Genomic DNA, 18668 nt, shown 5'->3' on the forward strand with positions numbered 1-18668 from the left:
GTCGCGCATCCAGGAGAGGGGCTCCGCCATGATCCGACCCGCCGTCCGCCACGTACTGCCCGAGTTCACCGAGCGCACCATGTACGGGCCCCGGACCCAGGACCCGTACTCCAAGCTCCTCTCCGAACGGATCATCCTTCTCGGGACGCGGGTCGACGACACCGCGGCGAGCGACCTGATCGCGCAGCTCGTGCGCTTAGAGCACGCCGATCCGGACCGGCCGGTGTCGCTCTACATCAACTGCCCCGGCGGCTCGTTCGGGGCGATGGCGGCGGTCTACGACACGATGCGGTACCTGACGTGCGACGTGGAGACCTTCTGCCTGGGGCAGGCCGACTCCTGTGCGGCCGCCCTCCTGGCGGCCGGGGCACCGGGACGGCGACATGCCCTGCCCGGCGCGCGGGTAGTCATCCAGCAACCCGCACTGGCGGAGCCGCTGCGGGGCCGGCCGTCCGACCTGGAGATCCACGCGCACGAACTGGTGCGCACCCGCGCGCTGTTCACGGCCATGCTGGTCCGCCACACGGGCCGGACCGCCGAGCGGGTCACCGCCGACAACGAACGCTCCACCATCCTCGACGCTGAGGCCGCCCGCTCCTACGGGCTGGTGGACCACGTCGTGCAGAACCGCACGCTCTCCCAGCCGCCGCACGACGTGAGGTGAACCGCTCATGGAGCCACCGGAGTTCCCGCCTTTGCCCGCTCTGACCCGCGCCGAGGGCGAGTTCATCGACTGCTATCTGGCGGCCCTGGACCAGGTGGGCCGGATCAACCCCGCACACGGCGGCGACACCTACAGCGCGCTGCGGGCGGCTCAGGCCCTGGCCTCCGGGGCGGCGGCCCTGCGCGACGCGCTCGCCCTGATGCACGAGCGCGGCGAGCGGCAGATCCACGCGGCGACGCTCGTACGGGCCCTGCGGGTGCTGGACGGCGAGCGGCGGGCGGGCAGGGTCGCCGTGCCGCCCAACCCGAACTGAGCCGCGCCGCGCGCCGGGAGCGCGTCACGGGAGCGGGCCGGTCGCCGCGCCGTGCGACACGCCCGGTTCCGCGATCGATTTCCCTCGCTCGTTCGGCGTAGGCCATCACCCGCGCGAGCGACGGCTCAACTTGCGTTCGGCGTGCGGGCTGTACTCGAAATGCTCCCTTTCGTCGCTGGTACGAGGGTGTGCGCCGGGCTCGTCGGCGGGCGCGAATCCGCCCCGTCCACCCGAACGGTTCAGTGGTGAGGAGACTCACAAATCACTGTTTCAGCTCGGAAATCCGGCACTTCGTGAGTCAAGATCCCTGGGACGACAAGCCCCCGCCGCCGCGGCGGGGCGGTCCGGGTGGACGCCGAGTCCTGCCGCTTCCCGGATGACTGGTCGACAGGAGTGGATCGGCAGGAGTGGAGGACCCGAGCACAACGGGCCGACCGGGAGACCGGGAAGCCCTCGGGGTGAAGCCGCGTCAAGCGGCCGGGCAACTTCGCCAGCCCGAACCCGACAGGTCATCCTTCACAGGCGGCTGACGAAGGGTTGCGCATGTCTGCGCAGGTTCATGTCCCGTCTCTGTTCGCCCGGGTCGGTACGGCTTCCGTACTCACCCTGGCCGTGACGTCCTCGATGCTGGCACCAGGTCTGGTCAACGATGCCGAGGCCGCCACCCATTCGACGAAGGCGCTCAAGATCGCCGCGTCGAAGAAGGGCGCTCCTTACAAGTACGGAGCCACAGGTCCCAGCCGTTTCGACTGCTCGGGGCTGACTGTCTACTCGTTCAAGAAGGCCGGGAAGAAACTCCCTCGCACGGCACAGCAGCAGTACAACAAGACCAGCCGGATCTCCTCGTCGAAGCGGAAACCCGGCGACCTGGTCTTCTTCCATTCCGGCCGCAGCGTCTACCACGTGGGCATCTACGCCGGGGGCGGGAAGATCTGGCACTCCCCCAAATCCGGGGACGTGGTCCGCAAGGCGAAAATCTGGTCCAAGAGCGTCTGGTACGGACGGGTCCGCTGACCCACCGACCGGACGCTCTTCCCTTGCGGGCGGTACGGGCGCAGCTGCCGCCCCCGCCCGCAAGGGCCCCGGCGCCCCTCGGCGCAGGAGGGGGCCCGGTCACCAGCGCCGGGCGACCCCGGCGAAGGCGATCGCCTGTGCGTCCACGGGGTCCAGCCCGGACCTGCGGAGCCTTCAGCGTGTACTTGCGGTCTTCTGGGTCTGCCTGAGGGAACGCCTCATCCACGACCCGACGCGGCTCGCCGCACTGGTGGCGGTCTCCGGGACCGGATCGATCACGCGGGCCGCCGCCCACCTGGGCGGCACCGCGCCCGCGCTCTCCCGGCAGCCGGCCGAGCTGGAGCGCGAGGCCGGGCGACGCTGCTGGTACGCCACCATCGCGGGGCGTGGCCGACGGCCGCCGGTGAGCTGCCGGCGGGCCGGGCCAGGCGGGTGCTGGACGGGCTGGACCAAGCGCGGCACGGGCCGGCCGGGCTGTCGGGCGGCAGGTTGCGGGTGGGGACGTTCACGACGGCCGGGGTCCATCTGCTTCCGCCGGTCCTGAGCGCGTTCCGGCGGGCCCAATCCGGAGGTCGATCCGGGGGTCACCGAGTGCGAGCCGCCGGGCGGTGTCGCGGCGGCCACCGCGCGCGAGGCGGACCTGGCACTGACCCACACCTGCGGCCCGGCGGTGGCGGACCCGCCGCCCCTGGGCGTCACCGTGGAGCCCCCGCTGGTCGAGGAGCTGGTGCCGGCGACCGCCGTCGGGCACCGGCCCGCTGAGCCGTGGCACCCCCTGACGTGGCGGCCCGCTGAACCACGGCCGTCCCCTGAACCGCGGTGGCCCTCGCGACCCCTGTCGTCAGCCCTGGACCGACACCACCCAGGGCAGCGTGATCCAGACCGTCTTGCCGCCCTCCGCCGTCGGGACGACCGTGAGCCGTCCGCCGTACTCCTTGGCCAGCGCCCGGATGATCACCATGCCGCGCCCGTTGTCCTGCCGTACGGCGGCGGGCAGCCGCTGAGGCCACCGAGGGTGACTGTCCGTCACGCCCAGACGCAGTTCCTCGTCGCGTTCCAGGCGCAGATCCACGGTGAAGGTGGGTGACTGGCCGAAGGTGTGCTGGACGGCGTTGGTGGTGAGTTCGGAGATGATCAGCCGGATGGTGTCGGCGAGATCCGTGTCCTCGGAGAGGCCCCACTCGGCCAACGTCCTGGCCACATATCTGCGGGCCGAGGAGACCGAGGCCGGATCGCTCGGCAGGGTGACGGTTGCTTCCTGATGGTCTGCCATGGCGACGCCGTCCCTTTCGCGCCCTGGCCGACCGGCAGTCGGCCAGGATGGTGCTTCGCGCCAGACTGCCACTGTTGAAGCTCGCTGTAACGATGTTCGGCCAAGATATGCATATATCTGTCGCTCGAAGCGGTGAATTCGGGCCCGCGCAACCGGGACGACGGGCACACTGACCCCCTTGCGGGACCGAACCTTGCGGTGCATGTCGGACCCGTTCCGTCCGCACAGCGCGAGGAGACCTGGATGCTGCACGGCCCCGTCGTCCGACGACGGAAGCTCGGCGAGGAGTTACGGAGTCTGCGGCACGCCTCCGGACTGACCAGCCGGGACACCGCGCGCCTGCTCGGCTGGCACCAGTCGAAGGTGAGCCGTATCGAGACCGGAGCCAGCGGCGTCAGCCCCGGGGACGTGACGCGCCTCCTCGACGTCTACGCGGTGCGCGACACCCAGCTGCGCGCCCTGCTCGAAGTGCTCGCCGGGTCGGCGGGCGGCGGCGGCTCGGGGTGGTGGCACGCCTACCGGGGCCTGATCCCGCCCCAGTACCGGGACTTCATCAGCCTGGAGTCGCAGGCGAGCACGGTGCGGACCCTGGAGACCTCGGTGGTGCCGGGGCTGCTCCAGACCGCCGGTTACGCGCGGGCGGTGACCCGGGCCTCGCTGGAGGGCCTGCCGCCGGACGACCTCGACTCCCTGGTCGAGGTGCGGCTGACCCGTCAGAGGGTGCTGCGCGCGAAGCCGCCGCTGCGGTTCACCGCCGTCCTGGACGAGGCGGTGCTGCACCGGGAGGTGGGCGGGCCCGAGGTGATGCGGGATCAGCTGCACCATCTGAACCAGGTAGCCCAACTCCCGCACGTGGAACTCCAGTTGCTGCCCTTCTCGGTCGGCGGGTATGTCGGACTCACTTCCCCTTTCGTCATCTTCTCCTTTCCGAACATTTCTGATCTGGATGTGGTCGCTCTTGACCACTTGACGAGTAGCCTCTATCTGGAGCGGAAAGAAGACCTCGACGCGTACAGCTCGGCCTTCCGCACCTTGCAGACACACGCACTGCCGCCGGACCACTCGCTGGAGCTCGTCGCCGCGATCCGCCGCGGCTTCCGCTAACCCGACAACCCGACAGGACGTCCGACTCTGCCCGAGGGGGGCACCATGTCCGACCGTCTCGCACCGCACCCGTTGTCACCCACCGCCGAACCACTGCTGTGGCACCGCAGCAGCCGCTCCACCGGAATGAACAACTGCGTGGAGACCGCCCGGCTGTACGGCCCCGAGCCCGGCGGCCCGCTCCTCGCCGTACGCGACTCCAAGGACGTGGACCGGCCGCCGCTCCGCTTCTCCGCGACGGCCTGGACCACCTTCGTCGCCGGGCTGGACCGGCAGCACATCAGCTGAGCGGAGCCAGGGCCTCCCGGGGAGCGGTCGCGACGATCGTGGCCACCGCGCCGGTGATCTGCTCCTCGGTGAGGTCCGCCCGTGCGGTCAGCCGCAGCCGGGAGATGCCGTCCGGCACCGACGGCGGCCGGAAGCATCCGACCGCCACTCCGGCCGACCGGCAGTCCGCCGCCCACGTCACCGCCGCGTCGGCGGAGGGTGCCCGTACGGAGACGACCGCAGCGTCCGGGCGGACCGCCGTCAGCCCGGCGGCGGTGAGCCGCCCGTACAGCGTGGTGGCGACCTCCCGGGCCCTGGCCGCCCGTTCCGGTTCCCGGCGCAGCAGCCGGAGGGCCCCCAGCGCGCCGCCCGCCGCCGCCGGGGCGAGGCCGGTGTCGAAGATGAACGTACGGGCCGTGTTGACCAGATGGCCGATGACCCGGGCCGGGCCGAGGACCGCACCGCCCTGGCTGCCCAGCGACTTGGAGAGGGTGAGCGTGGCGACGGTCCCCTCACCGCCCGCGAGTCCCGCTGCGGCGAGGGCGCCGCGTCCGCCGTCGCCGAGGACGCCGAGGCCGTGCGCGTCGTCCACGACGAGGGCCGCGTTCGCGGCGCGGCAGACCTCGGCCAGCGCCGAGAGCGGGGCCGCGTCCCCGTCCACCGAGAAGACCGAGTCGGTGACGGCGAGCGCCCGCCCTCCGTGGGCCCGGAGCGCCTTGGCCACGGCGTCCGGGTCGGCGTGCGGGACGACGGCGGTCTCCGCGCGGGAGAGCCGGCAGCCGTCCACGATGGAGGCGTGGTTCCCCGCGTCGGAGACGATGAGCGAGCCGCGCCCGGACAGTGCCGTGAGGGCCGCCAGGTTGGCCGCGTAACCGGAGGAGAGGACGAGGGCCGCCTCGAAGCCGCAGAAGTCGGCGAGTTCCCGTTCGAGTTCGGTGTGCAGCTCGGTGGTGCCGGTGACCAGCCGGGACCCCGTGGCGCCCGCGCCCCAGCGGTGGGCTGCGGCAGCGGCCGCGGCGGCCACCTCAGGGTGCCGGGTGAGGCCCAGGTAGTCGTTGCTCGCCAGGTCCAGGAGCCCGGCTTCCGCGCTCCTCGGGCGCAGGACCCGGACGAGCCCGGCCTCGGCCCGGCGGCGGGCCTCGTCGTCGATCCAGTCGAACGGGGCGGAGGGCGGGGCGAAGGACATAGGACGGTCCCTTTTGTAGGCAGCTCACAGACCCTAGCGGGGTGCGCAGCAGGTCAGGGTGTGGCAATACACACACCCGCACCCACGTCTCCTGTCTGGTTCCTCCTTGGCTGGAGGCGGTGCCGTAAGCCAGGATCATCTTTCATGGACCTGCTGAACACGCTGGTGGACAAGGGGCTGCGGCGCGAACTGCCGACCCGCGAAGAAGCGCTCGCCGTGCTGGCGACCTCCGACGACGACCTGCTCGACGTGGTGGCCGCCGCGGGCAAGGTACGCCGCCAGTGGTTCGGGCGGCGCGTCAAACTCAACTACCTGGTCAACCTGAAGTCGGGGCTCTGCCCCGAGGACTGCTCGTACTGCTCGCAGCGGCTGGGTTCCCAGGCCGGGATCCTCAAGTACACCTGGCTGAAGCCGGACGAGGCGTCCAGGGCGGCCGCCGCCGGGGTCGCGGGCGGGGCCAAGCGGGTCTGCCTGGTGGCGAGCGGGCGCGGCCCGACGGACCGGGACGTGGACCGGGTCACCAAGACCATCGAGGCCATCAAGGAGCGACACGAGGGCGTCGAGGTCTGCGCCTGTCTCGGTCTGCTCTCCGACGGGCAGGCCGACCGGCTGCGTTCGGCGGGTGCCGACGCGTACAACCACAACCTCAACACGTCCGAGGAGACGTACGGGGCGATCACCACCACTCACACGTACGCGGACCGGGTGGAGACCGTGCAGCAGGCCCAGGCCGCCGGGCTCTCGGCGTGTTCCGGGCTGATCGCCGGGATGGGCGAGAGCGACAAGGACCTGGTCGACGTCGTCTTCGCGCTGCGCGACCTGGACCCGGACTCGGTGCCGGTGAACTTCCTGATCCCTTTCGAGGGAACGCCGCTGGCCAAGGAGTGGAACCTCACCCCGCAGCGCTGCCTGCGCATCCTCGCCATGGTCCGCTTCGTCTGCCCGGACGTCGAGGTCCGGCTCGCGGGCGGCCGCGAGGTGCATCTGCGGTCGATGCAGCCGCTGGCGCTGCACCTGGTGAACTCGGTCTTCCTCGGTGATTACCTGACCAGCGAGGGCCAGGCGGGCCAGGCGGACCTGGACATGATCGCGGACGCCGGGTTCGAGGTGGAGGGCCAGGGCACGACCACGCTGCCGCGTCACCGGTCCGACGCGCTCGCCGGGGGCGGTTGCGGTTCGCAGGACGCCCCGGAGACGGCTGGCTGCGGTGCGCACGGAGCGTCCGGCGGCGGCTGCGGGCCGTGCGGTGGCCATGGCGAGCCGGCGCCCGCCGAAGCCGGGGAGAGCGCCCCGGCCGGCGCGGCGCGTACGGATCTGGTCGCGGTCCGCCGGCGCGGTGCGGGGACGGATCTCGCGCCCAATGCCTGAGCCGTACGACCCCGACCGCGGCGGGCCCGCCGAGCCGAAACCGTACGCCCCGGACGAACTGCGGGCGCTGGACCGCGCGCACGTCTGGCACCCCTACGGTCCGATGCCAGGTCGGCAGCAGCCGCTGATCGTGGAGTCGGCCTCCGGCGTGCGGCTCCAACTCGCCGAACCCGTCGAAGGGCAGCGGGAGTTGGTGGACGGCATGTCGTCCTGGTGGTCGGCGGTGCACGGCTACAACCACCCGGTCCTCAACGAGGCCGCGCGCGGCCAGCTGGACCGGATGAGCCATGTGATGTTCGGCGGGCTCACCCATGAGCCCGCCGTCCGGCTGGCGGCCCGGCTGGTGGAGATCACCCCTGAGCCGCTCCAGCATGTCTTCCTGGCCGACTCGGGGTCCGTCTCGGTCGAGGTCGCGGTCAAGATGTGCCTGCAGTTCTGGCGTTCGGCCGGGCGCCCGGAGAAGAGCCGGCTGCTGACCTGGCGCGGCGGCTACCACGGCGACACCTGGCAGCCGATGTCGGTGTGCGACCCGGAGGGCGGGATGCACGAGCTGTGGTCGGGGGCGCTGCTCCGGCAGGTCTTCGCCGACGCCCCGCCGGACGGTTTCGACGCGGAGCCGGACCCCGCCTATGTGACCCATCTGCGGGAGCTGATCGCGGACCACGCCGACGAGGTCGCCGCGGTGATCGTGGAGCCGGTGGTGCAGGGAGCGGGCGGGATGCGGTTCCACTCCCCCGCCTATCTGCGGGTGCTGCGCGAGGCGTGCGACGCGTCGGACGTGCTGTTGGTGTTCGACGAGATCGCCACGGGTTTCGGGCGGACGGGGAAGCTGTTCGCCGCCGCTCACGCCGGTGTCTCGCCGGATGTCATGTGCGTGGGCAAGGCGCTGACCGGCGGTTATCTCACGATGGCGGCGACGCTGTGCACCTCGCGGGTGGCCGAGGGGATCTCGCGCGGCGAGGTGCCGGTGCTGGCGCACGGCCCGACGTTCATGGGCAACCCGCTGGCCGCCTCGATCGCCTCGGCCTCGGTGGACCTGCTGCTCGGGCAGGACTGGGAGGGCGAGGTGGCGCGGATCGGCGCCGGGCTGCGTGCGGGGCTCGCGCCCGCGTCGGCGGTCCCGGGGGTCGTGGACGTACGCGTCCTGGGGGCGATCGGGGTCGTCCAACTCGACCACGAGGTGGACATGGCGGCGGCGACCCGGGCGGCCGTGCGCGAGGGCGTGTGGCTGCGGCCGTTCCGCGATCTGGTGTACACGATGCCGCCGTACGTCACCGGGGACGACGACGTACGACGGATCTGCCGGGCCGTGTGCGCCGCGGCACGGGAGGGCTGAGATGACGATTCTCGTGGTGACCGGTACGGGGACGGAGATCGGCAAGACGGTGGTGACCGCTGCCGTGGCGGCTGCCGCGCGGGGGCGCCGGGTCGCGGTGCTCAAGCCCGCGCAGACCGGGCTCGCGCCCGGCGAGCCGGGCGATGCGGCCGAGGTGGCGCGGCTGGCGGGTGACCAGGTGACCGCGGTCGAACTGGCCCGGTTCCCCGAGCCGTTGGCCCCGGCAACGGCGGCCCGGCGGGCGGGGCTCACCCCGGTGCGGCCGCACGAGGTGGCCGAGGCGGCGCGGAAGCTGGCCACCGAGCACGATCTGGTGCTGGTCGAGGGGGCGGGCGGGCTGCTCGTCCGGTTCGACGACGAGGGCGCGACCCTGGCGGACGCGGCACAGCTGCTGTCGGCACCGGTGCTGGTGGTGGCGCCCGCGGGCCTGGGCACGCTGAACGCCACCGCGCTCACGGCCGAGGCGCTGCGGGCGCGTGGGCTGGAGTGCCTGGGCGTCGTGGTGGGCAGCATGCCGGACCACCCCGATCTCGCCTCCCGTTGCAACATCGAGGACCTGCCGGTGGCGGCCGGCGCCCCGCTGCTGGGGGCCGTACCGGCCGGGGCGGGGGCGCTGGCGGGCGCCGACTTCGCGGCGAGGGCGGCCGGTTGGCTGGCGCCGGAGCTCGGGGGGACGTGGACCGTGCCGTCGCTGTGACGGCGGGAGCGGCCTGTGGCGTAGGGAGCGGAACGGGTCGCGTACGGCCGCCCCTCCCCCGTACGGACACGCCTGTACCGGTCCGTACGGGGGAGGATCGTTGGGGAGAGCCGTACGCCCGCTCCCTCCCGGAGGTCCGTCATGCAGCTGCGCAGCAGGAAGCGCCCACCGGACGCCGTGCACCACCCGGTCTTCGCCCGCTTCTACGCCCGGCTGAGTGTGACGGCCGACCTCAGGGGCGGCGTCGCCGCGTACCGCGAGGAGCTGGTGGCGGGGGTCTCCGGCCGGGTCATCGAGATCGGTGCGGGCAACGGGCTGAACTTCGCCCACTATCCGGGGACCGTGTCGGAGGTCGTGGCGCTGGAGCCGGAGCGTTCGCTGCGGCAGCTCGCCGTCCGCGCCGGGCTGCGCGCCGAGGTGCCGGTGGATGTGGTGCCGGGTGCGGCGGAGGCGCTGCCGGTCAAGAGCGAGGCGTTCGACGCGGCGGTGGCCTCACTGGTCCTGTGTACGGTGCGGGACCTGCCGAAGGCGCTCGCCGAGATCAGGCGGGTGCTGCGTCCGGGCGGTGAACTGCGGTTCTTCGAACACGGACTGGCACCGGGCAGAGCCCTGGCGGCCGCCCAGCGCACGGCGGACCGGACGGTGTGGCCGCTCCTCTTCGGCGGCTGTCATACGGCCCGGGACCCGCTGGCCGCCATCGAGGCGGCGGGCTTCGAGCTGGGGACGTACCGCAGGCTGCGGATCCCGGAGAAGGGCGTGCGGTTGCCCACGTCGCCCTGCGTGCTGGGGGTGGCCCGCAAGCCGTTCAACCCGGACTGAGCGTGCTCGCGTCTCAGACGCTCCACTGACGCAGCTCGTCCGCGATGGCGCGTACGTCCGCCTTGCCCTGCTTGACCAGGAGGGCCAGATCGCGCACCTGCTCGGGCGAGGTGATGACCTTCAGCCCGGAGGCGACCAGATAGCCGTACGCGACGGCCGAGGCGAACATGGCGTTCGAACGTTCCAGGGCGGGGACATGGAGCAGCAGCTGCAACAGGGCGGCCGCCCGCGCGTGCGGGTCGCTGTAGACGGCGCTGCCGAAGATCTCCGCCTCGTGGCGGGCGACCGCGGCGACGAGGGCGCCCCAGTCGACGACCTGGGGGTCACCGGGGGTCTTGTGCTCGGCGACCATGAGCAGCCAGGAGAGGTCGATCCGCAGGTTCAACGGGTGCCTTCGCGCTCCGGGCCGAACTCCTCGGCGAAGACCGACTCGTACTGCTTCATGAAGTCGGCGGCGGCCTCGACGAAGGTGTGTCCCACCTCGCCGGCGTCCTGCTTGACGAGCTCCTCTATGTAGCGGTTCACGCTCATCCCCCTCTGGAGCGCGCGCTGCCGCGCGGCCTCGGCGGTGGCCTCGTCCACTCGAACGTTCAGCTGAGTCTTGGGCACCCTTCCACGCTAGCGCGGGCCCGCTAGCACCGGCAAGGGGAGGCACGGGAAAGCGATCGACCTACCCGGCCGGCGGGTGGTGGGATGGCCGCCATGGACGATCTTTCGATACGGTCCGCGACCGCGGCCGATCTGGACGGGGTGCTCGCGTTCTGGAAGGTGGCCGCGGAGGGCACCAGCATCAGCGACGACGGCGACGGGGTCGCGCGTCTGGTGGAACGGGACCCGGACGCCCTGATCCTCGCCGAGCGGGACGGAACACTGGTGGGCACCGTGATCGCGGGCTTCGACGGCTGGCGCTGCCATCTCTACCGGCTCGCCGTCCATCCGGAGCAGCGCCGCCGGGGTGTGGGCGGCGCCCTGCTCGCGGCGGCGGAGGAACGGTTCGCGGCCCTCGGCGGACGCCGCGCCGACGCCATGGTGCTGGACCGCAACGAGTTGGCGCAGCACGCCTGGCGGGCGGCGGGTTACGGTCCGCAGCCTCAGTGGAGCCGCTGGGTGAAGCACCTCACGGAGTGACGCGGTAGGGCGGGGTGCGGCGGGGCAGACGCTCTACGATGGGCCCTTCGTCCGTCCCCCACCCGCCATCTGCCGAAAGGTGTGAGCGTCCGCCCATGGGCGAGCCCCCCAGTAGCCGATACCGCGCGATCCTTCCGCCCCTGCCCGATCATGGGACGGAGGTGAACCGATGATCGAAGTGCTTCTGCTGTTCGTCGCCCTGCTGCTCTGTGTCGCGTGCGGTGCCTTCGTCGCGGCGGAGTTCTCGCTGACCACGGTGGAGCGCGGCGAGCTGGAGCAGGCCGTCGAACGCGGTGACCGGGGCGCGTCGAGCGCCCTGAAGGCCGTCCGCAGCCTGACCTTCCAGCTCTCGGGCGCGCAGCTCGGGATCACCGTCACCAACCTGGTGATCGGCATGCTCTCCGAGCCGTCGATCGCCAAGCTGATCCGCGGCCCGGTGGAGGCCGCCGGTCTGCCTCCCGCCGCCGCCTCGACGCTGGCCCTCGTCATCGGTACGGCCCTGTCCACGGTGGTCCTGATGGTCGTCGGCGAGCTGGTCCCGAAGAACTGGGCGATCTCATCGCCGCTCTCGGTGGCCAAGGCGGTCGCCACCCCGCAGCGGGTGTTCACCGCCGTGTTCCGGCCCTTCATCAGCCACCTCAACAACACGGCGAACCGCATCGTGCGCCGCTTCGGCCTGGAGCCGACCGAGGAGCTGGCCTCCGCCCGCAGCCCGCAGGAGCTGGTCGCCCTGGCCCGGCACTCCGCGAAGGAGGGGGCGCTGGAGGCCGACACCGCCGAACTCTTCGTACGAACCCTGAATCTGGCGGAGCTGACCGCGGAGAACGTGATGACCCCTCGGGTCCAGGTGACCGCGCTGGAGGTACGGGCGACGGCCGAGGACGTGGCCAACGCGACCCGCGCCACCGGGCTGTCCCGGTTCCCCGTCTACCGGGGCAGCCTGGACACCGTGGTCGGCGTGGCCCATATCAAGGACGTGCTGGCGATCCCCGCCGACGAGCGGCCCCGTAAGCGGGTCTCGGAGATGCTGCGTGAACCCCTGCTCGTACCGGAGACGCTCACCGTGGACCGGCTGCTGGACCAGCTGTCCGGGAAGCTCGCCATGGCGGTGGTGATCGACGAGTACGGCGGTACGGCAGGCGTGGTGACGCTGGAGGACATCGTGGAGGAGGTCGTCGGCGAGGTACGCGACGAGCACGACCCGCACGAGACGCCCGACCTGGCGGCCTCCGGTGAGGACGCCGACGGCCGCACCCTGTGGTCGGCCGACGGTGCGGCCCGCACCGATCAGCTGGGCCGGATCGGCCTGCGGGTGCCCGACGGGCCCTACGAGACGCTGGCCGGGCTGATCGCCGCCGAGCTCGGGCGGATCCCGACGGTGGACGACACCGTGGAGCTGGCGGGGTGGCGGATCGACGTGGTGGACGCCACGGGCCGCCGGGCCGCGCGGGCACTGCTGCACGCACCGCCGCCCGGTGCCGAGGAGCAGCGGGCGGAGGAGGGCCGGTGATCGTCCTCCAGCTCTTCATCGGTCTGCTGACCCTGGTGCTCAACGCCTTCTTCGTGGGCGCCGAGTTCGCCCTGATCTCCGTACGCCGCAGCCAGATCGAGCCGCAGGCCGAGGCCGGCGACAAGCGGGCCCGCAGTGTCATCTGGGGGCTGGAGCACGTCTCGGCGCTGCTGGCCGCCGCCCAGCTCGGCATCACGCTCTGCACCCTGGTGCTGGGCATCGTGGCCGAACCCGCCATCGCCCATCTGCTGGAGCCGGTCTTCGACGCGGTGGGGATGCCGGACGGGCTGGTGCACCCGCTCTCCTTCGCGATCGCGCTGGGCGTGGCGACGTACCTGCACATGCTGCTGGGCGAGATGGTGCCGAAGAACATCGCGCTGGCCGAACCGGCGCGCAGCGCGCTGCTCCTGGGCCCGCCGCTGGTCGCGGTGGCCCGTGCGCTGCGGCCGGTGATCTTCGCGATCAACGCCTTCGCCAACGCTCTGCTCAAGCTCCTGCGGGTGGAGGCGAAGGACGAGGTCTCCGCGACGTTCTCGGACGACGAACTGGCCCGGCTGGTGAAGGACGCCGGCGACGCGGGGCTGGTCGACGACCGCTCGGCGGAGCGGCTGCACCACGCCCTGGAGCTGGGACGGCGTCCGGTACGGGATGTGGTCATGCCGGTGGACCGGGTGCTGTACGCCCGGGTCGGCACCACGCCCGAGGAGCTGGAGCGGCTCTCGCACGTGTCAGGGTTCTCCCGTTTCCCGGTGATGGACAGCGAGGGCCGCATCCTGGGCTATCTCCATGTGAAGGACGCCCTGGACGCCACGCCCCGGGACGCGCCGTTCCCGGTGTCGGCCCTGCGGCCGATCGCCCGGGTGCGGGCCGCGACCCCGCTGGACGACGTACTGACCGCACTGCGGCGCAGCCGGACCCATCTCGCGGCGGTCCTGGACGAGGGGGACCGGCTGGTCGGCATGGTCACGATGGAGGACGTCCTGCGCGAACTGGTCGGCCGGGCGCAGTCCCGCTGATCGCCTGCGCGGCCGGTCCCGCACCGGCTGCGTGAGAGCTCCCGTACCGGCCGGACGGTACGGGAGCTCTCACGCGATAGAATCACCGGGCCATGGAATTGAATGCCTCCTACACCAGTCTCGTCGCGGTCGGCGACTCCTTCACCGAGGGCATGTCGGATCTGCTCCCCGACGGCAGCTACCGGGGCTGGGCCGATGTCCTGGCCTCCCGGCTCGCGTCCCGGTCCCCCGGCTTCCGGTACGCCAACCTCGCCGTACGCGGAAAGCTCATCAGGCAGATCGTCGACGAGCAGGTGGCCGCGGCGGCCGCGATGCAGGCCGATGTGGTGACCCTCGTCGGCGGGCTGAACGACACGCTGCGCCCGAAGTGCGACATGGGCATGGTCAGGGGGCGGCTGGAGGAGGCCGTGGAACGGCTGGCCCCGTCCTGCAAGCAGCTGGTGCTGATGCGCAGCCCCGGGCGCAACGGCCCGGTTTTCGACCGGTTCCGTCCCCGGATGGAGGCGCTGTTCGCCCTGATCGACGACCTGGCGAGCCGGCACGGAGCCGTGGTGGTCGACCTCTACTCCGCGCCCTCGCTCAGCGACCCGCGCATGTGGGACGCCGACCGGCTGCACCTCGCCGCCGAGGGGCACCGGCGGGTGGCGGAGGCGGTCTGGCAGACGCTGGGACTCCCGCCCGAACTCGACTGGCAGGCGCCGGTCCCCGCCTCCCTTCCGCCGCGCTGGGCGAACCGGCGGGCCGACGACATCCGCTTCGCCCGCCGCCACCTGGGGCCCTGGATCGGCCGCCGGCTCACCGGCCGGTCCTCCGGCGACGGCCGGTGGGGCGCCCAGTTCGACACCGCGACCGCTTCGGGCTTCTGGATCACGCCCGCGGACGCGGAGTCCCCCGGGCCGGTGACGGGGTGGCGCCGGGCCTCGTCCGAGGAGGGCGCACCCCCCGCGTCCTCGTGACCGGCCTTCGTCATCGGGTTGCGTGGCCGGGGCACGCGGCCCGGTCGCGTACGCCGGGTTTCGTAGCAAGCCACAAAGAGGCCCGCGGCGCTGGCCTGCAGAAACCGACAGTAGACTCCCTTTACGTGACTGCTGTGTCTGCGAAGCCTCGCATCCCCAATGTCCTGGCCGGCCGCTACGCCTCCACGGAGCTGGCCGTCCTCTGGTCCCCCGAGCAGAAGGTGAAGCTGGAGCGTCAGCTGTGGCTGGCGGTGCTGCGCGCTCAGAAGGACCTCGGGATCGAGGTGCCGGAGGCCGCGCTGGCCGACTACGAGCGCGTACTCGACCAGGTCGACCTGGCGTCGATCGCCGAGCGCGAGAAGATCACCCGGCACGACGTGAAGGCCCGGATCGAGGAGTTCAACGCCCTCGCCGGTCATGAGCAGGTCCACAAGGGCATGACCTCCCGGGATCTGACGGAGAACGTCGAGCAGCTGCAGATCCGCCTCTCGCTGGAGCTGATGCGCGACCGCACCGTGGCCGTGCTGGCCCGGCTCGGCAAGCTGGCCGCCGAGTACCGCGAGCTGGTGATCGCCGGGCGCTCCCACAACGTGGCCGCGCAGGCGACGACGCTCGGCAAGCGGTTCGCGACCGCCGCTGACGAGCTGCTGGTGGCCTACGGCCGGCTGGAGGACCTCCTCTCCCGCTATCCGCTGCGCGGGATCAAGGGCCCGGTCGGCACGGCGCAGGACATGCTGGACCTGCTGGGCGGTGACGCGGACAAGCTCGCCGACCTGGAGCGGCGCATCGCCGGACACCTGGGCTTCGCCGAGGCGTTCACCTCGGTCGGCCAGGTCTACCCCCGCTCCCTCGACTACGACGTGGTGACCGCCCTGGTGCAGCTCGCCGCTGCGCCCTCGTCGGTGGCGAAGACCATCCGGCTGATGGCCGGGCACGAGCTGGTCACCGAGGGCTTCAAGCCGGGCCAGGTCGGCTCGTCCGCGATGCCGCACAAGATGAACACGCGGTCCTGCGAGCGGGTCAACGGCCTGATGGTGATCCTGCGGGGCTATGCCTCGATGACGGGCGAGCTGGCGGGTGACCAGTGGAACGAGGGCGATGTGTCCTGTTCCGTGGTCCGCCGGGTGGCGCTGCCGGACGCGTTCTTCGCGTTCGACGGTCTGCTGGAGACCTTCCTGACGGTGCTGGACGAGTTCGGCGCCTTCCCCGCGGTCGTGGCGCGCGAGCTGGACCGCTACCTCCCCTTCCTGGCGACCACCAAGGTCCTCATGGGCGCGGTGCGGGCCGGGGTGGGCCGCGAGGTGGCCCACGAGGCGATCAAGGAGCACGCGGTCGCCTCCGCCCTGGCGATGCGGGAGCAGGGTGCGGAACGCAACGAGCTGCTCGACAAGCTCGCCGCCGACGAGCGCATCCCGCTGGACCGTGCGGAGCTGGACGCGCTGATGGCGGACAAGCTCTCGTTCACGGGTGCGGCGGGCGACCAGGTGGCGGTGCTCGTGTCGCGGATCGAGGAGATCACCAAGCAGCACCCGCAGGCCGCGGCGTACGCCCCCGGTTCGATCCTCTGACCGGCGCCGGCCGCACCGCATGACACCCGAAGAGCTGAACGCCGCCCGTGACCGCACCGTCCCCGATGTGGCCGCGGGCGGTCTGCGGGTGCTCTTCTGCGGGATCAACCCGAGCCTGATGACCGCGGCGACGGGCCACCACTTCGCCCACCCCGGCAACCGCTTCTGGCCGGTCCTGCACCGCTCGGGCTTCACCCCCCGGCGGCTGCTGCCCTCGGAACAGTCCGAGCTGCTGCCCCTGGGCCTCGGCATCACCAATGTGGTGGCGCGGGCGACGGCCCGGGCGGACGAACTGAGCGCGGACGAGTACCGGGAGGGCGGGGCGGCCCTCACCGAGCGGGTGGAACGGCTCGCGCCGGCGTGGCTCGCGGTCGTCGGGATCACCGCGTACCGCACGGCCTTCGGGGAGCCCCGCGCCCGGATCGGCCGGCAGGAGCGCGGGATCGGCGGCGCCCAGGTGTGGGCCCTGCCCAACCCCAGCGGTCTCAACGCCCATTGGACGGTCGACACCATGGCCGAGGAGTACGCCCGCCTGCGTGAGGCCGTACGCGCGACGGCACCGGACCTTCCGGGCTGAGGCTCTGACCGCTCGTCGACTCCGGGCCCGTCCCTCGTCCCTGACCGCCCGCCGGTTTCCGCCGTCCGGGTCAGGGCGGGTCCACGATGGTCACCAGCACCGTCAGTTCGCAGCCGGGCCCCTGGTCCTCCAGGACCAGCCCTATCGCGATCCAACGCTCCTCGACCTGCCACAGTCTGACGTACTCACAGCCGGCCACCGGATCCGCCCAGGGCTCGGGTATCACTTCGCCCGCCATCATCCGCTCCTGCGCGCTCCACAGGCTCATCAGCTGCGGTTCGCCCCAGCGGGCCGAGAGGAGCGTGAGCAGCGCGTCGTGGTCCGCGAGGCACTGCGCCCGGTGCTCGGGGCCGACCGGCTCGTCGTCGCCCCAGGGTTCGTGGTCGGTGCGCAGGAATGCCGTGTGATAGCCGGGTCCGCTGACTCCCGAGACCGACGGCACGCGCTCCTGGGGGAATTCCCGGGTGCGCATCCCGTCGATGAGGCGGAGATGGTGTGCGGTCGTCATACCGTCAGTAAACCGTCCGGCACCGACAGCCGTTGCCCTGCCCCCGGGGTCGGGCGGCGCGTGCGGTCCGGTGGCTCGTGGCCGACGCAGGTTGCGGCTCGATACCGGCTCGCGGTGCTGCTCGCAGGGCCTGCGAGCAGCGAGTACGATCCGGCAGACATGCGCACGAGCTGGGAGGACACACCGTGAGCCGGCTGACCGGGGGAGATCCGTCGCTGCTGCGGCGGATCAATTCAGCGGTGGTACTGCACGCCCTGAGAGGGGCCGGCTCGCCGACGCTGACGGACCTGACCCGGATCACGGGACTCTCCCGGCCGACGGTCGAGGGCGTCGTCGAGGGACTGTTCGAGGCCGGTCTGGTGGTCGAGGCGCTGCCCGACGAGAGTGAGGCGCGGCGTCAGGGACGGCCCGCCCGCCGGTTCCGTTTCCGTGTCGAGGCGGGATATCTGCTGGGCGTCGAGATCGGCCCGCACCGGGTTTCCGCGCTGCTGTCGGGACTCGACGGCCGGGTGACCGGGGCGGGTTCGCGCACGGTGTCGGAGACGGCCTGTGCGGACGAGCGACTCGACCAGATGAGGGCCGTGATCGCGGATCTGCTGCGCCGCACCGGGGTGGCCCGGAGCAGTCTGCGCGCCGTGGGCGTCGGCAGTCCCGGCATCGTGGAGGCCGACGGGACCGTGCGGCTGGGCACGGCGCTGCCGGGGTGGACGGGGCTCGCGCTCGGGGAGCGGCTGCGGCGGTCGTTCCGCTGTCCGGTCCTCGTGGAGAACGACGCCAACGCCGCCGCCGTCGCCGAGCACTGGAAGGGCGCGGCCACCGAGTCCGACGACATCGTCTTCGTGCTGGCGGGGCTGAGCCCGGGGGCCGGTTCGCTGATCGGCGGACGTCTGCACCGGGGGTTCGGCGGGGCGGCCGGGGAGATCGGCGCTCTGCACCTGCTGGGCCGGGGGGTGACGCCGGAGCATCTGCTGTCGACCACGGGGACCCCGCTGGAGCCGCTGGACGAGCAGGCGGTGGCCGCGGTCTTCGCCAAGGCCAGACGGGGTGACGCGGAGGCGCAGGCGGCCGTGGAGCGGTTCCTCCAGCGGCTGGTGCACGATGTGGCGGCCCTGGTGCTGGCCCTGGACCCGGAGCTGGTGGTGGTCGGTGGCTGGGCCGCCGGCCTGGACGGGGTGCTGGAGCCGCTGCGCGAGGAGCTGGCCCGCTACTGTCTGCGCCCGCCGCGGGTGACGTTGTCGTTGCTGGGTGAGGCCGCGGTCGCGACCGGGGCGCTGCGGCTGGCGCTGGACCATGTCGAGGAGCAGCTGTTCGCGGTCGAGGGCGCGGTGACGGCCCGCCGCTGACGGCGGGCAGGCCCGTTGGGC

Annotated in this window: 21 protein-coding genes, 1 pseudogene and 1 riboswitch; of the genes and pseudogenes, 17 read left to right on the plus strand and 5 right to left on the minus strand. The window is 72.3% G+C overall.

What is annotated here, in order from left to right:
• Positions 1-28: 28 nt before the first annotated feature.
• From D6270_RS03300 to D6270_RS03315, 4 genes and pseudogenes are all read left to right on the plus strand, one after another.
• On the plus strand, positions 29-664 hold the full coding sequence (locus tag D6270_RS03300) for an ATP-dependent Clp protease proteolytic subunit (RefSeq protein ID WP_109166813.1): 636 nt from the start codon (positions 29-31) through the stop codon (positions 662-664).
• 7 nt (positions 665-671) lie between these two features.
• Positions 672-977 (plus strand): hypothetical protein, encoded by a 306-nt coding sequence (locus tag D6270_RS03305; protein WP_109166811.1) that lies wholly within the window; start codon positions 672-674, stop codon positions 975-977.
• A 353-nt stretch (positions 978-1330) separates the two neighbouring features.
• A riboswitch (cyclic di-AMP (ydaO/yuaA leader) is annotated at positions 1331-1517 on the plus strand.
• Positions 1518-1520: 3 nt separating this feature from the next.
• Entirely contained in the window at positions 1521-1991 is a 471-nt protein-coding gene (locus tag D6270_RS03310) for a C40 family peptidase (protein ID WP_109166810.1), read from the plus strand.
• Between the two features lie 220 nt (positions 1992-2211).
• Positions 2212-2856: pseudogene (locus D6270_RS03315) on the plus strand (LysR family transcriptional regulator); the annotation flags it as partial.
• Here the strand turns inward: D6270_RS03315 and D6270_RS03320 are convergent.
• On the minus strand, positions 2833-3264 hold the full coding sequence (locus D6270_RS03320; RefSeq protein ID WP_109166809.1) for an ATP-binding protein: 432 nt from the start codon (positions 3262-3264) through the stop codon (positions 2833-2835). The pseudogene D6270_RS03315 and the gene D6270_RS03320 sit on opposite strands and share 24 nt — an antisense overlap.
• 243 nt (positions 3265-3507) lie before the next feature.
• On the opposite strand from D6270_RS03320, the gene D6270_RS03325 reads away from it, so the two are divergent.
• Both D6270_RS03325 and D6270_RS03330 read left to right on the plus strand, forming a co-directional pair.
• Positions 3508-4368 (plus strand): helix-turn-helix domain-containing protein, encoded by an 861-nt coding sequence (locus tag D6270_RS03325; protein ID WP_109166808.1) that lies wholly within the window; start codon positions 3508-3510, stop codon positions 4366-4368.
• Between the two features lie 45 nt (positions 4369-4413).
• Entirely contained in the window at positions 4414-4656 is a 243-nt protein-coding gene (locus D6270_RS03330) for a DUF397 domain-containing protein (protein ID WP_109166807.1), read from the plus strand.
• Here the strand turns inward: D6270_RS03330 and D6270_RS03335 are convergent.
• Positions 4649-5821, minus strand: a complete 1173-nt coding sequence (locus D6270_RS03335; RefSeq protein WP_109166806.1) for an 8-amino-7-oxononanoate synthase — start codon at positions 5819-5821, stop codon at positions 4649-4651. The genes D6270_RS03330 and D6270_RS03335 overlap by 8 nt on opposite strands.
• 144 nt (positions 5822-5965) lie before the next feature.
• Between D6270_RS03335 and bioB the strand changes: the two genes are divergently transcribed.
• The 4 genes from bioB (at position 5966) to D6270_RS03355 (ending at position 10041) form a co-directional block, all read left to right on the plus strand.
• Entirely contained in the window at positions 5966-7189 is a 1224-nt protein-coding gene (gene bioB / locus D6270_RS03340) for a biotin synthase BioB (protein WP_109166805.1), read from the plus strand.
• Complete coding sequence (locus tag D6270_RS03345) at positions 7182-8525, plus strand: adenosylmethionine--8-amino-7-oxononanoate transaminase (protein ID WP_109166804.1); 1344 nt, start codon at positions 7182-7184, stop codon at positions 8523-8525. The genes bioB and D6270_RS03345 overlap by 8 nt, the downstream gene beginning before the upstream one ends.
• Before the next feature lies 1 nt (position 8526).
• On the plus strand, positions 8527-9222 hold the full coding sequence (gene bioD / locus D6270_RS03350) for a dethiobiotin synthase (RefSeq protein WP_109166803.1): 696 nt from the start codon (positions 8527-8529) through the stop codon (positions 9220-9222).
• Between the two features lie 141 nt (positions 9223-9363).
• Positions 9364-10041, plus strand: coding sequence for a class I SAM-dependent methyltransferase (locus D6270_RS03355; protein WP_109166802.1), 678 nt, complete (start codon positions 9364-9366; stop codon positions 10039-10041).
• Between the two features lie 13 nt (positions 10042-10054).
• On the opposite strand, the gene D6270_RS03360 is transcribed toward D6270_RS03355, so the two are convergent.
• Positions 10055-10426 carry a fic family toxin-antitoxin system, toxin component gene (locus D6270_RS03360; RefSeq protein ID WP_109166801.1) on the minus strand — a complete coding sequence of 124 codons (372 nt, stop codon included), beginning with the start codon at positions 10424-10426 and terminating at the stop codon, positions 10055-10057.
• Entirely contained in the window at positions 10423-10650 is a 228-nt protein-coding gene (locus D6270_RS03365) for a hypothetical protein (protein WP_014157595.1), read from the minus strand. Before D6270_RS03365 ends, D6270_RS03360 begins: the two co-directional genes overlap by 4 nt.
• Positions 10651-10734: 84 nt before the next feature.
• On the opposite strand from D6270_RS03365, the gene D6270_RS03370 reads away from it, so the two are divergent.
• The 6 genes from D6270_RS03370 (at position 10735) to mug (ending at position 16796) form a co-directional block, all read left to right on the plus strand.
• Positions 10735-11169 carry a GNAT family N-acetyltransferase gene (locus D6270_RS03370; RefSeq protein ID WP_109166800.1) on the plus strand — a complete coding sequence of 145 codons (435 nt, stop codon included), beginning with the start codon at positions 10735-10737 and terminating at the stop codon, positions 11167-11169.
• Positions 11170-11338: 169 nt separating this feature from the next.
• Positions 11339-12679 carry a hemolysin family protein gene (locus tag D6270_RS03375; RefSeq protein ID WP_109166799.1) on the plus strand — a complete coding sequence of 447 codons (1341 nt, stop codon included), beginning with the start codon at positions 11339-11341 and terminating at the stop codon, positions 12677-12679.
• Positions 12676-13695 (plus strand): hemolysin family protein, encoded by a 1020-nt coding sequence (locus D6270_RS03380; RefSeq protein WP_109166798.1) that lies wholly within the window; start codon positions 12676-12678, stop codon positions 13693-13695. Before D6270_RS03375 ends, D6270_RS03380 begins: the two co-directional genes overlap by 4 nt.
• Before the next feature lie 92 nt (positions 13696-13787).
• On the plus strand, positions 13788-14651 hold the full coding sequence (locus D6270_RS03385; protein WP_109166797.1) for an SGNH/GDSL hydrolase family protein: 864 nt from the start codon (positions 13788-13790) through the stop codon (positions 14649-14651).
• A 134-nt stretch (positions 14652-14785) separates the two neighbouring features.
• A complete protein-coding gene (gene purB, locus D6270_RS03390; RefSeq protein ID WP_109166796.1) occupies positions 14786-16219 on the plus strand; it encodes an adenylosuccinate lyase in 1434 nt (477 codons plus the stop codon).
• Between the two features lie 19 nt (positions 16220-16238).
• Positions 16239-16796: a G/U mismatch-specific DNA glycosylase gene (mug, locus tag D6270_RS03395; RefSeq protein ID WP_109166795.1), complete on the plus strand. Its 558-nt coding sequence runs from the start codon at positions 16239-16241 to the stop codon at positions 16794-16796.
• Between the two features lie 70 nt (positions 16797-16866).
• On the opposite strand, the gene D6270_RS03400 is transcribed toward mug, so the two are convergent.
• Complete coding sequence (locus D6270_RS03400; protein ID WP_109166794.1) at positions 16867-17304, minus strand: hypothetical protein; 438 nt, start codon at positions 17302-17304, stop codon at positions 16867-16869.
• A gap of 185 nt (positions 17305-17489) precedes the next feature.
• Here D6270_RS03400 and D6270_RS03405 point away from each other — a divergent pair, with 185 nt between their 5' ends.
• Complete coding sequence (locus tag D6270_RS03405) at positions 17490-18647, plus strand: ROK family protein (protein WP_109166793.1); 1158 nt, start codon at positions 17490-17492, stop codon at positions 18645-18647.
• Positions 18648-18668: the final 21 nt, after the last annotated feature.

The organism is Streptomyces griseus subsp. griseus (genome assembly GCF_003610995.1).
Classification (GTDB): domain Bacteria; phylum Actinomycetota; class Actinomycetes; order Streptomycetales; family Streptomycetaceae; genus Streptomyces.